Here is an 11815-nt window from a genome sequence, read left to right as displayed (position 1 = left end):
CGCCCGCGCGACCGCGTCGGCCCGTGCCTCGTCGCCGGTGACGACCACGCGCCACCAGACGTCCTCGGCCAGCACGTCCACCTCGCAGGTCCCCGACGAGCAGCCCGAGATCGCGCGCTCGCCGAGTCCGTCGACGGGCGACAGCGGGATCGACAGCCCGGTGGTCAGCGACAGCGTGCGCCAGCCCTCCTCGCCCGAGGGCAGCGCGTCGATGCTCAGCCCGGAGTAGGCGGCGCTGGCCGCGTCCGTCCAGGTGCACGAGGCGAGACCCGCGCGCGCAGCGGCCGCGGCCCCCGCGGTCGCCGGTGTCGCACCCTCCGTGCCGCGCCCGCGACGGGCTGCGCCAGGCCCGCGAGCGACGTCAGCTGCTCGGGCGCCAGCAGCTCGGCGCAGACCGGCGCCGTGCCCGCGACGACGTCGTCGAGCTGCCCGGCGGCGGAGTCGGCGGTCGAGGACGCGAGGGACGCGAGATCGAGGGTCGCGGGCGCCCCGGTCACTGCGAGCGAGACCCATGTCGACCCGGCGAGCACCTGGGCCGTGCAGCTCCCCTCCGTGCAGGCGCCGGAGGCCGCGTCGCCCGCGGCCAGTGCGGGGCCCGCGGGCAGGGCGGCGAACGCGTCGCCCGCGTCGGCCGCCACTGAGGCGACGATCGACGCCGGCCCGTCCTTCTCGAACCAGGAGCAGGTGAGCAGTCCGCCGTTCTCCTCCGCGGCGGCGCGGATCAGCTCGGACGAGGTGCGGACGGCGGCGTCGCGGCTGCCCTCGAGCCGGTCGGCCGGCAGCCCGAGGGCCTCCGCGCCCGCGCCACGGGGAGCAGCGCGTCGCAGTCGAGCTGCTCGAGGGGAGCGGCGGATGCGGAGGGCGGAGCGGACGCGGACGCGGAGGGCGACGCCGACGCCGCTGCGGAGCCGGGAGTCGTCCCCGCCCCCGACGACGGACCGCCCGTGCACCCCGCGAGCATCCCCGCGACGACCGCCCCGAGCACGACGATCCGCGCCTTCACGCCGTCAGCTCGCGCTCGATCGCCGCCGTGAACACGTCGATGTCGTCCTCGGTCGTGTCGAACGAGCAGACCCAGCGCACCTCGCTCGTCGCCGGGTTCCAGTCGTAGAAGCGGGACACCTCGCGCAGGCGGTCGGCCACTCCCGCGGGCAGCGTCGCGAACACCGCGTTGGCCTGCGTGGGCTGCGTGAAGGCGAGCCCCTGGATCCGTCCCGCCGCGACCGACTCCTCGAGCTGCGCGCGCAGCCGGGCGGCCATGGCGTTGGCCCGCCGGGCCGACCGCAGCCACAGCGGCTCCGTCTCGCCGTCCTCGCCGAGCATCGCGAGCAGCTGCGCCGAGAGGAAGCGCATCTTCGACGCGAGCTGCATGTTGGTCTTGCGGAGGTAGTGCAGTCCGCTGGACGCCTCGGGGTCGAGCACGACGATCGCCTCGCCCAGCAGCATCCCGTTCTTGGTGCCGCCGAAGGACAGCACGTCGACGCCCGCGTCGGTGGTGAAGGCGCGCAGCGGCACGTCGAGCGCCGCCGCCGCGTTCGCGATCCGCGCCCCGTCGAGGTGCAGGCGCATGCCGTGCGCGTGCGCGTGATCGGCCAGAGCGCGCACCTCCTCGGGGGTGTAGACGGTGCCGAGCTCGGTCGACTGCGTGATCGAGACGACGAGCGGCTGCGAGCGGTGCTCGTCGCCGTAGCCCCAGGCCTGCTCGTCGACGAGGTCCGGGGTGAGCTTGCGTCGGGCGAGACGACGGTGAGGATCTTGATCCCGCCGACCTTCTCGGGAGCCCCGCCCTCGTCGGAGTTGATGTGCGCCGTGCCGGCCGAGATCACGGCGCCCCAGCGCGGGAGCATCGACTGCAGTCCGGTGACGTTCGCGCCCGTGCCGTTGAACACCGGGAACGCCTGCGCCTGCTCGCCGAACTCGCGCCGGAACGCGTGCTGGAGCCGCTCGGTGTAGACGTCCTCGCCGTACGCGACCTGGTGCGCACCGTTGGCGGCGGCGATCGCCGCGAGCACCTCGTCGTGGACCCCGGAGTAGTTGTCGGAGGCGAAACCGCGGACGGTGGGATCGTGCAGAGCGCTCATGCCTCCATCTTCGCAGCCCCCGTCCGGGAGCCCTTCAGGAGCCCGGACCCCCGTGCCGCCGTGTTTCCGGCATGTGAACAGCCCGAGAGCGTCGAGCCGATCTCCGTCAAGAAGTTGGTATCGGCTGAGCGAACGGCCACTCTTGTCCTATGCGCATGGACACATCGGGGGCGGTCCGCGATATGCCGGCCCCTCCCGGGGTGGACGAGATCGCGGCTCGCTTCGGCGACCCGGTCCTCGCGTTCGCCCCGCAGCCACGACTCGAGGAGTTCGCGGCGGCCCAGACCATGGCGCTCGGGCGGTTCGTCGAGATCTCGCTGTCGTACTCGTTCTTCAAGAATCCCCGCAATCGCGCCGACCCGGTCAACCACGTCCCGCTCACTCCCGAGCAGAAGCGGGCCATCGAACGGGCCGAGAACGACCACCTCCCGCCGTGGATGGTCGACCAGGTCACCCGGATGCGGTACCCGGTCCTCTGGGAGGCGGTGCGCACCTCCGTGCCGATCCCCGCCGAGCGCAGCCGCCCGCTCGAGTCGCGCCTCGCCGCCCACATGGGCGACGTGCTCCGCAACACCTTCCCCGGTCGCGTGCGCAGCCGGCGCGGAGGGATGCCCGTGGTCGCCGCAGCGCTGCGCGACGAGGACGTGGTGCGCGGGGTCCCGGTCGTCGTCGACGGAGAGGCGCTGCGCGGCTACCGGGTCGACACCGATCCCGACGTCGTCGCCATCGGCGCCCGGGTCGACGGCCGGTACATGACAGTCGTGCTCGACCGGAAGATCGTGCCGGACATCCGCATGGAGTTCGTCCGCCGCTCGCCCCCGCGCGCGACGGCCCCGCAGCCCCGCCGCTGACGGCGGGAGCGCCGTCCTCAGGACCGCCCCGGCACCGCGATCCCGTGCTCGTAGGCGAACACAACCGCCTGGATGCGGTCGCGCACGCGCAGCTTCATCAGGATCTTCGACACGTGCGTCTTCACCGTCGCCTCGCCCACGAACAGCTGCGAGGCGATCTCGGCGTTCGACCAGCCCCGCGCCAGGTACACGAGCACCTCGCGCTCGCGGTCGGTCAGCTCCGACACCGCGGGGTGCTCCTCCGGGCTGCGTGCGGGCTCCGCGGCGAAGCGCTCGATCACGCGGCGGGTGACATCGGGCGCGAGCATGGCGTCGCCGCGCGCGACCACCTGCACGGCGTCGACCAGGTCCTCCGGGGACGCGTTCTTCAGCAGGAACCCGCTCGCTCCGGCCGAGAGCGCGTCGAAGAGGTAGTCGTCGCGGTCGAAGGTCGTGAGGATCAGGACGCTGGAGCACAGCCGCGGATCCTTGACGATCTCGCGGGTCGCGGCGAGCCCGTCCATCCCGGGCATCTGCACGTCCATGCAGATGACGTCGGGGCAGAGCTCGGAGGCGCGCTCGATCGCCTCGGATCCGGTGCGGGCCTCGCCCACGATGACGATGCCCGGCTCGGACTCCAGGATGATGCGGAACCCCGCCCGGACCAGCTCCTGGTCGTCCACCAGCAGGACGCGGATGTCCTCGGTCATGCGCGGCCCCCGCTCGCTGCGTCGGAGCGCCCCCGCGACGCCCCGCTCGACGCTACCGGTTCGAGCGGACGCTCCGGAGCGCGCACCCGGGACAGCGGCACGTGCACGTGCACGAGGTACCCGGAGCCGCGCGGACCCATCTCGATGCGCCCGCCGACGGCGGCGGCCCGCTCGCGCATGCCCGTCTGCCCCAGCCCGCACGACGCGGGCACGGTGGGGTGCGGCCCGGTGCCCCCGTCGTCGGCGACCTCGAGCTCGACGGCGTCGTCGAGGTAGCGCAGGCGCAGCTCCGCCCGCGCGCCGGGCCCCGCGTGCTTGCGGGCGTTCGTGAGCGACTCCTGCGCGATGCGGTAGAGGCTGAGCCCGACGGTGGCCGGGATCTCCCGAGGAGCGCCGAGGATGCGGAACGAGGTGGGCAGTCCGGAGCCGGCGGACGCTTGGACGAGCTCCTCGAGCTGGGCCACTCCGCGGGTCGAGGCGGAGTCGGTGGGCGCCGAGTCGATCGGGCCGGCCGTGGTCGACTCCTCGGCGCGGAGGGCGACCAGGATGCGGTGCAGCTCGTCGATCGCCGAGCGGGCGTCGTTCTCGATCGCGCTGAGCGAGCGCGCCGCCTTCTCGGGGTCCCGTGCCAGGACGCGGCGGGCCGCTCCCGCCTGCACGCCCATCACGCTGACGTGGTGCGCCACGACGTCGTGCAGCTCGCGGGCGATCCGCAGCCGCTCCGAGGTGACGGCCCGGCGCGAGGAGCGCTCGCGCTCGTCGTCGAGCTCGGCCGTGCGCGCCTCCAGCGCCTCGAGTCGGCGAGCCGACTGCCACGACGCCTCGCCGAAGACGTAGCGCTGCCGAAGTAGAGCAGATTCACCAGGACCACCAGCGCCGACTCCGCCAGGTAGGGCGAGAGCGGGCCGACGGCCTCGGTGGCGGGCAGGGCGCGGTCGAGCCAGTCGCCGCTCACCAGCGAGGTGATCAGCCAGCCCAGCATCGCGATCGCGATCAGGAGGCGCACCGCGAGGGCGCGGCGCCGGTCCGCCGCCCACGCGCCGACGGTGTAGATCGCGAGGAACAGGCAGATCTGGTTGAACAGCGACTCGGGCACCTGGAGCACGAGGCCCAGCGTGTAGACCACCGCGAGGACGATGGCGACGGTGGCCGGGAACCGGCGCCGGAACGCCAGCGGCAGCGTCAGCGCGACGGCCCAGTGGGCGCTGACGACGGGGTGCGCCGCGTCCGGGAAGCCGGCGGAGGTGTACAGCAGCACCGAGATCACGGTCGCGAGGAGCAGCACGCCCGCGCCCACCGCGTCGCGCACGTAGTTCGAGCGCGTGGGCGGTCGCCTCGACCAGCCGGCGTCGAAGGGATCGGCGGCGGCGACGGTGTCGGCACCTCGGGACATGGCGTCCAGAGTACGCGACGGGCTCCCGGCGGCGACGGGCGGCCGCCGCCGGGGGACACGCGGTCTCAGTCGCGTCCGGTGATGCCCCGGGTCGACGCGATCACGTCGCTCATCTTCTTGGCGAGGGCCTCGTAGAACATCGACAGCGGGAACTCGTCGTCCAGCACCGCGTCCGTGAAGCCGCGGGGCGCTCCGAGGAGCACCTCGTCCGGCAGCCCCCGCGCCCAGGCCGAGGCGGGGTGCGGAGTGAGGACCGACGCGATCAGGGCGTGCGCCGCGAGCCAGTGCGCGGTCTTCGGGCGGTCGATCGAGCGCCAGTAGAGCTCGTCGATGGCGTCCGAGAGGGCGACGACCACGTCGGCGACGCCGTCCCACTCGAAGGCGAGCCGGGTGTCGGTCCAGTGCAGCACGCCGTGGCGGTGCAGCCACGCGAACAGCAGCTGTCCGCCCAGCCCGTCGTAGTTGCGCACCCTCGAGCCCGTGAGCGGGAAGCGGAACAGACGGTCGAACAGGATCGCGTACTGCACCGAGCGGGCGCGCTCGGCGAGGCGCTCCTCCTCGTCGTCGAGGTGCTCGGCGGCGGCGAGACGGCGCTCGATCGCGACCGATTCGCGGAACGCCGTCAGGTCGCAGCGCAGCTCCTCGAGCGAGTAGAGGAAGAACGGCATGCGCTGCTTGATCATGAACGGATCGAACGGCAGGTCGCCGCGCATGTGGGTGCGGTCGTGGATGAGGTCCCACATCACGAACGCCTCCTCGGCCAGGCGCTGGTCGGCGATCAGCCGGCGCGCGTCCTCGGGCAGCTCGAGGCGGGTGATCTCGGCCGCGCGTCCGACGACGCGGCGGAACCGGGCCGCCTCGCGATCCGCGAAGATCGCCCCCCAGGTGAAGGCGGGGACCGCGCGCATCGCCACCGTCTCGGGGAAGAGCACGGCGCTGTCGGTGTCGTAGCCGGCCGTGAAGTCGACGAAGCGCACCGGCACGAACAGGGCGTTCGAGTAGTCGCCGGCCTCCAGCTCCGCGACGAAGCGCGGCCAGACGACTTCGACGAGGACCGCCTCGACGTGGCGCTCGCGCTGCCGTTCTGCGTCAGCATCGGGAAGACGACCAGGTGGCGCAGTCCGTCGACCCGGTCGAGCTGGGGCTGGAAGGCCTGCAGGGAGTCCAGGAAGTCCGGCACTCCGAGGCCCTCGCCGCTCCAGCGGCGCAGATCGACGACCAGTGCGTCGAGGTAGGCGGCGTCGTGCGGGAAGGCGGGGGCGAGGGAGCCGACCGCGGTGACGATCCGCTCGAGAGCCGCGCGTGCGTCCTCGAGGCGACCGGGGTCGGCGAGGGAGCCGTCGGCGGCCTGCAGCGGCTGCACGGCGGCGACTGCGGCCTTGAGGTCGAGCCAGGCGGCGGAGGACTCGACGCGGTCCTCGAGGACCTCCGGCTCTCCGACGACTGTGCTCTGCACGAACTGCGACATGGTGATCCTCCTCACGCTTCGAATCCCTGGTGGAACGGGTCGGAAGCGACCCGACTCCGAGCGTATGGGCCCGAGCGCGCGCTTTTCTTGCGTGGGCCCGGAGGTCGACGGCGGGGTCGGCGCTCGCCGCGCACGTCTGCGCCGTCCGGCGCTCGTTCCCAGCTGCGATCAGCGTTCGACCAGGGGTTTCGGAGGTTCGACCCCCCGTTCGGGGCTAGATTCCTCCACGGCCCACATCCGCTCCGACAAGGGGTCGAAGATGGGGCGGACATCGCGGCCGCATCCCGAGTGCGGCCATCCGATCGATCGGCCACTCCGAACACCTGGCGGAGGGGCGCGACCGACGGGCCATCCTGAGAGAGAGGATCGGAGCGCGTGACGGGACCCGAACCCGGAAGCGACCACAGAACAGTCAGCATCGATCAGCAGTCCGAGAACATCCGCCTCCTGCCCTGGCCGCAGGCGGACAGCGCCGCACTCAGCGTCACCCGCGCCGAGTCGGACACCGGACACGAGGACGACGGCACCCTGCACGACCGCTACCTGCGCGGTTGGGCCGAGGGCACCGCCTTCTTCTACGCGATCGAGCTCGACGGCGACTGCGTCGGCTCCATCGGCTATTGGTACGGCCACTCGCGCGGCATCGTCGCATACGAGACGGCCTGGGACCTCGCCCCCGAGGCGAGGGGACGCGGCATCGCCGTGCGCTCCGTCCGGCTTCTGCTCGAGGAGGCCGCGGCGTTCCCGCTGCCCCGCTTCGTGCACGCCTACGTGCGCACGGACGACGCCGAGGACAGCGCGACGTGCGTCGAGGTCGGCTTCGACCGCGTCGACGTCGTCGAGAAGGGCGATCCGCCGAGCCTCTACGCGGACTGGGCCTTCGACCTGGCGGCGGTCGCCTAGCCCGGCCCGCCCGCCCGGGCATCCCTCGATCGGGTGCTCGGGATCGGGGCTGCGCGAGGAGTCAGACCCCGTGCCCCGCGAGCCAGGGCCGGAGGACCGCGAGGAACTCCTCGGGCCGCTCGACACTGGGCAGGTGCGCGGCCGACTCGACCACGTGGCCCTCGGCGCCGGGGATCGTCGCGAGGAGGTACTCGAACACGGGGAACGACTCCGACACGTCGTGAGCGCCCACGACGAGGAGCGCCGGCACGTCGAGGTCCACGACCCGGTCGTACGCGGGCGGCTCGAGCGGGATCGGCCGCGGTCTCTCGTGCTCGTGGCCCGCGCGTCCCTCGGCGAGGGAGCGCACGGCTCGGACGAAGGAGGGGTCGAGCGCGTCCGGGGAGCGGCCCGGCCCGAACGCCCACAGCTCCGCCTCCTTCCTCGCCACCTGCGCGTGATCGCCCGTGGTGAGCAGCGCGTCGATCTCGTCGAAGCGGGCGTCCTCCTCCTCCGTCAGCTCCGGATACGGGAACCCGCCGACGCCCGGGCAGATCAGGACGAGTCCGCCCACCCGGTCGGGGTGCGCGATCGCGAGGTCGAGCGCCGCGGAGCCGCCGCGCGAGCAGCCGACGACGACGGCCCGCTCGACGCCGAGGTGGTCCAGCACGGCCAGCAGGTCGGCCCGCTCGTCGAAGTCGACGTCGACGGTGCTCGTGCCGCCGAAGCCGCGGGAGTCCAGGCGCACCACGAGGTGGTCGCGGGCGAGCTCCGGGACCACCGGGTCCCACATCCGGAGGTCCGCGATGCCCGCGTGCACCAGCAGCAGGGCGGGGGAGGAGGCGTGGCCGTCCGCCTCCCAGTGGAGGCTCGCGCCGGGGACCTCGAGATGCGGCATGCCGACACGGTAGGCCGGGCCCCCTCCGGACGCAACGGCGCCGGAGCCTAGGCTGGGAGGCGATCCCCGCGAGCCGTGCGCTCGCCCGAGCGACGGAGGACACCACGGAGGGCGTGCTCACCGGTTTCGCGATCATCGGCGTGGTGATCGCCGTCGGCTACCTCATCGCGCGGTTCGGGCTGGTGCCTCCGGAGGGGCGCGCCGTCCTGTCGCGCATCGCCTTCTTCGTGACGACGCCGGCCCTGCTGTTCACGGTGCTCACGCGGGCCGACGTGACGGTGCTCTTCTCGTCGTTCCTCCTGGTGTCGCTCAGCACCGTCCTGATCGTGGCCGCGGTGTACGTCCTCGCCTCGCGGCTGTTCTTCCGCCGTCCGCTGCCCGAGACCGTGATCGGCACCGCCTCCTCCGCCTACGTCAACGCGAACAACATCGGGCTGCCCGTCGCGATCTACGTGCTCGGCGACCCGCAGTGGGTGGCCCCGACCCTCCTGCTGCAGCTGCTCCTGCTCGCGCCGACGATCCTCACGGTGCTCGACATCTCCACGAGCGGGCGCACGTCGGTCGGCGCGATCCTGACGCAGCCGCTGCGGAACCCGATGATCATCGCCTCCGCACTCGGGCTGCTCGTGGCCGTCACCGGAGTGCAGGTGCCGGCGCCCGTGCTCGAGCCGTTCTCGATCATCGGCAACGCGTCGATCCCCCTCGTGCTGATGGCCTTCGGCATGTCGCTGCGCGGGCAGAGGCCCCTGGAGGCGGGACCCGCGCGCGTCGAGGTCGTCGTCGCCTCCACGCTGAAGTCGCTCGTCATGCCCGCGGTCGCGTGGACGCTCGGCCGATTCGTGTTCCAGCTCGACGCCGAGCACCTGTTCGCGGTCACCGTCACGGCCGCGCTGCCGACCGCGCAGAACATCTTCAACTTCGCCTCGCGCTACGACCGCGGAGTGGCGGTCGCGCGCGACACGGCGCTCGTGAGCACGGTGACCGCGGTGCCGGTCCTGATCGCCGTGTCGCTCCTCCTGGGCTGACGCGGATCGCACGAGCCGCGGGCGATCGGAGTCGGCGGCGGCGCTGTCGCAGGACGGATGGGGGGCAGTCGCGCGATGACTCCGGCCCTGCAGGTCGCTTAGGCTCTTCCGAATGACCACCTCGACGACCTCTCCTCGCGGCGCCTCCGGTGCCCCGCGCCGCCGTCGCCGCGGGCTGTGGATCACGCTGAGCATCCTCCTGGTGCTGGTGATCGGCGCGATCGTCGCGGTCCTGCTGGCCGTCCGGACGTACGACAAGGCGATGACGGTGCGCGACAAGCTCACGTCGGCGATCCCTCTCGTCTCGCAGGCCACGGAGCAGCTCACCGGCTTCGATACAGCGGGGGCGCAGGCCACCTCCGGTCGGATCGCGACCCTCACCGGTGAGGCGCGCGACGAGACCGACGACCCGGTCTGGCGCGTGATGGAGGTCGTCCCGATCCTCGGCCCGAACCTCTCCGCCGTGCGCGCCGCGACCGAGATCGCCGACGACGTGTCCGCGAAGATCGTCACTCCGCTCTCGGGCACGTCGCTCGACGTCCTCAAGCCGGTGGACGGTCGCGTCGACCTCGCCGCGATCACCGAGCTCTCGGGCAGGATCGATGTCGCGAAGCGGGTCGTCGACGAGTCGAGCGAGCGGGTGGCCGCGATCGACCGCGGCGCGCTCGTGCCGCAGGTCGCCGAGGCGCTCGACGCCTTCGCCCCCCAGCTCGCGACCGCGACGGAGGCGATGGACCAGGTCCAGCCGATCACCGCGATCCTGCCCGACGCGCTCGGCGCGAGTGGGCCGCGCAACTACCTCGTCATGTTCCAGAACCTCGCCGAGGCGCAGGCGCTGGGCGGAGGCGCCTCCTCGGTCATGCTGCTCCGGGCCGATGCCGGCGCCATCTCGATCACCGAGCAGCAGTCGAGCCAGGACTTCCGCGGGCTCGAGTCGGTGGACGTCGACCAGAGCGCGCTGGACACGTTCGGCGGCAACCTGGCGACGACCTTCAACGTCTCGACCAGCCGCCCCGACTTCCCCACCGCCTCCTCGATCGCGACGCAGTTCTGGGCGCAGAAGTTCCCCGACCAGAAGATCGACGGCGTGCTCGCGATCGACCCCGTCGCGCTCTCGTACCTGCTCGACTCCACCGGTCCGGTGGCCATGACCGACGGCACCGTGCTCACGAGCGAGAACACCGTGTCGACGCTCCTGAACGAGGTCTACTTCCGCTACCCGAGCTCGACGGTCGGCGACCGGACCGACGCGTTCTTCTCGGAGGCGAGCGCGACGGTGCTCGGCAAGATCCTCAGCGGCGACATGGAGCCGACCCGGATGCTCCCGGCGATCGTCAAGTCCGTCGAGGAGAGCCGGATCCTCGCGTACAGCACGGACCCCGACGAGCAGGCGCTCCTCGCGCCGACCCCGATCGCGGGCATCCTGCCCACCGCCAACGAGGGCACGACCACCACGGGCGTCTTCTTCCAGGACGCCTCCATCGGCTCGAAGATGGACTTCTACCTCGACACGGCGGTGACGCAGTCGAGCGCGAACCGCTGCGCCGCCTCCGGAGCGACGTTCACCACGCAGGTGACGCTGACGAACACGATCACCCGGCAGGTGGCGCGCACCCTCCCGGCCTACGTGGCGGCGAACGGAGGCGACGGGCGGTTCCCGCGCGGCGACTTCGTCACGAACGTCTACGTCTACGGCCCTCCCGGCACCACGGTGTCCGGAGCGAGCTGGGGCTCCGAGCTCGGCGACGTCGTGCAGACGAGCGACGATCTCGGCCGCCCGGTCTCGAAGGTCGCCGTCAAGCTGTCGCCCGGCCAGTCCGCCACGGCCACGATCACGTTCGCCGCGGGTGCCGCTTCCGGCTTCGGCGAGCAGGCCGTGCGCGTCACCCCGATGATCAACGCGACCGACGTGACGCTCGTCCCCGACCCGAGCTGCGCCGGCTGACCCCTCGGCCGCCGCTCATCCGCCTGAAGAGGACGCCGCCTTCCTTGCTGGTCGAGTAGCCCCGAAGGGGCGTATCGAGACCCGCGTCCCCCGAGGTCCGGCCCTCCCCGCCCGCTCAGGCCAGAGCCGACCCCGGGATCGCGCTCGTGACCAGCCAGGACGCCAGGAACGCCGTCCCGACGCAGAGCGCGAAGCCGACCAGCGGGACCCAGAAGGCCCGACGGCCCACCAGGTAGCGCACGATCGTCACGGCGACGGCGATCAGCGTCAGCACCGGCGGGCCGAGCAGGGCGAGCGAGACGCCCCAGTCGATCCGATCGAAGTCGCACGCGATGTTCTGCCCCTCGCACTGCGAGGGGAACACCGAGAGCACGGCGGCGAGGTAGCCGAGCACGACCGCCACGAGTCCGAGCCCGAGGCAGCCGAGGATCGAGAGCACGAGGTCCCAGGGGCGCCTGCGCGGGCGCCCGGCCTCCAGCACCTCGCGGACGGTGCGGTAGGCGTCGGTCCGCAGCTCGTCGTGCGCGCGACCGGCGGGGCCCGGTCGGGGGCCCGGGCGCGGTGCCGCGGGCCGAGCGGGGGG

11 protein-coding genes and 2 pseudogenes are annotated in these 11815 nt (G+C 72.8%); 5 read left to right on the top strand and 8 right to left on the bottom strand.

The window, feature by feature from the left end:
- Positions 1-37: 37 nt before the first annotated feature.
- Positions 38-229, top strand: coding sequence for a hypothetical protein (locus B0T42_RS14350; protein WP_077223719.1), 192 nt, complete (start codon positions 38-40; stop codon positions 227-229).
- Here B0T42_RS14350 and B0T42_RS14345 read toward each other — a convergent pair.
- Both B0T42_RS14345 and B0T42_RS14340 read right to left on the bottom strand, forming a co-directional pair.
- Positions 216-950 (bottom strand): hypothetical protein, encoded by a 735-nt coding sequence (locus B0T42_RS14345; RefSeq protein WP_077223718.1) that lies wholly within the window; start codon positions 948-950, stop codon positions 216-218. The genes B0T42_RS14350 and B0T42_RS14345 overlap by 14 nt on opposite strands.
- Before the next feature lie 49 nt (positions 951-999).
- Positions 1000-2081 (bottom strand): annotated as a pseudogene (locus B0T42_RS14340) (threonine aldolase family protein).
- 200 nt (positions 2082-2281) lie between these two features.
- Between B0T42_RS14340 and B0T42_RS14335 the strand changes: the two are divergent.
- Positions 2282-2932 (top strand): hypothetical protein, encoded by a 651-nt coding sequence (locus B0T42_RS14335; protein ID WP_139344526.1) that lies wholly within the window; start codon positions 2282-2284, stop codon positions 2930-2932.
- 17 nt (positions 2933-2949) lie between these two features.
- Here the strand turns inward: B0T42_RS14335 and B0T42_RS14330 are convergent, their stop codons facing one another.
- The 4 genes and pseudogenes from B0T42_RS14330 to B0T42_RS14320 form a co-directional block, all read right to left on the bottom strand.
- Positions 2950-3621 (bottom strand): response regulator, encoded by a 672-nt coding sequence (locus B0T42_RS14330; RefSeq protein ID WP_056868730.1) that lies wholly within the window; start codon positions 3619-3621, stop codon positions 2950-2952.
- Positions 3618-4307, bottom strand: coding sequence for a sensor histidine kinase (locus tag B0T42_RS19660; RefSeq protein WP_139344525.1), 690 nt, complete (start codon positions 4305-4307; stop codon positions 3618-3620). The genes B0T42_RS14330 and B0T42_RS19660 overlap by 4 nt, the downstream gene beginning before the upstream one ends.
- Positions 4286-5014: a DUF7134 domain-containing protein gene (locus tag B0T42_RS19655; RefSeq protein WP_139344524.1), complete on the bottom strand. Its 729-nt coding sequence runs from the start codon at positions 5012-5014 to the stop codon at positions 4286-4288. Before B0T42_RS19655 ends, B0T42_RS19660 begins: the two co-directional genes overlap by 22 nt.
- 65 nt (positions 5015-5079) lie before the next feature.
- A pseudogene (locus B0T42_RS14320) lies at positions 5080-6482 on the bottom strand (DUF6421 family protein).
- A 375-nt stretch (positions 6483-6857) separates the two neighbouring features.
- Here B0T42_RS14320 and B0T42_RS14315 point away from each other — a divergent pair.
- Positions 6858-7385: a GNAT family N-acetyltransferase gene (locus B0T42_RS14315; protein WP_077223716.1), complete on the top strand. Its 528-nt coding sequence runs from the start codon at positions 6858-6860 to the stop codon at positions 7383-7385.
- Between the two features lie 61 nt (positions 7386-7446).
- Here B0T42_RS14315 and B0T42_RS14310 read toward each other — a convergent pair whose 3' ends face one another.
- Complete coding sequence (locus B0T42_RS14310) at positions 7447-8262, bottom strand: alpha/beta fold hydrolase (protein WP_077223715.1); 816 nt, start codon at positions 8260-8262, stop codon at positions 7447-7449.
- A 113-nt stretch (positions 8263-8375) separates the two neighbouring features.
- Between B0T42_RS14310 and B0T42_RS14305 the strand changes: the two genes are divergently transcribed.
- On the top strand, positions 8376-9287 hold the full coding sequence (locus B0T42_RS14305) for an AEC family transporter (RefSeq protein WP_236720303.1): 912 nt from the start codon (positions 8376-8378) through the stop codon (positions 9285-9287).
- 112 nt (positions 9288-9399) lie between these two features.
- Complete coding sequence (locus B0T42_RS14300) at positions 9400-11232, top strand: DUF4012 domain-containing protein (protein ID WP_077223713.1); 1833 nt, start codon at positions 9400-9402, stop codon at positions 11230-11232.
- Between the two features lie 115 nt (positions 11233-11347).
- Here the strand turns inward: B0T42_RS14300 and B0T42_RS20145 are convergent.
- Positions 11348-11815, bottom strand: a 468-nt coding sequence (locus tag B0T42_RS20145) for a DUF6264 family protein (RefSeq protein ID WP_077223712.1), incomplete at its 5' end; no start/stop codon positions are given.

Origin of the sequence: Rathayibacter rhapontici (genome assembly GCF_001995175.1) — a bacterium.
Lineage (GTDB): Bacteria > Actinomycetota > Actinomycetes > Actinomycetales > Microbacteriaceae > Rathayibacter.
Note: the sequence above shows the minus strand (reverse complement) of the source record. Positions and strands in the feature narration are given on the sequence as shown.

Excerpts from the sequence above, each read along its gene's own strand:
- B0T42_RS14330 (WP_056868730.1), bottom strand. The coding sequence starts at position 3,621 with ATGACCGAGGACATCCGCGTCCTGCTGGTGGACGACCAGGAGCTGGTC.
- B0T42_RS19655 (WP_139344524.1), bottom strand. The coding sequence starts at position 5,014 with ATGTCCCGAGGTGCCGACACCGTCGCCGCCGCCGATCCCTTCGACGCC.
- B0T42_RS14310 (WP_077223715.1), bottom strand. The coding sequence starts at position 8,262 with ATGCCGCATCTCGAGGTCCCCGGCGCGAGCCTCCACTGGGAGGCGGAC.
- B0T42_RS14300 (WP_077223713.1), top strand. The coding sequence starts at position 9,400 with ATGACCACCTCGACGACCTCTCCTCGCGGCGCCTCCGGTGCCCCGCGC.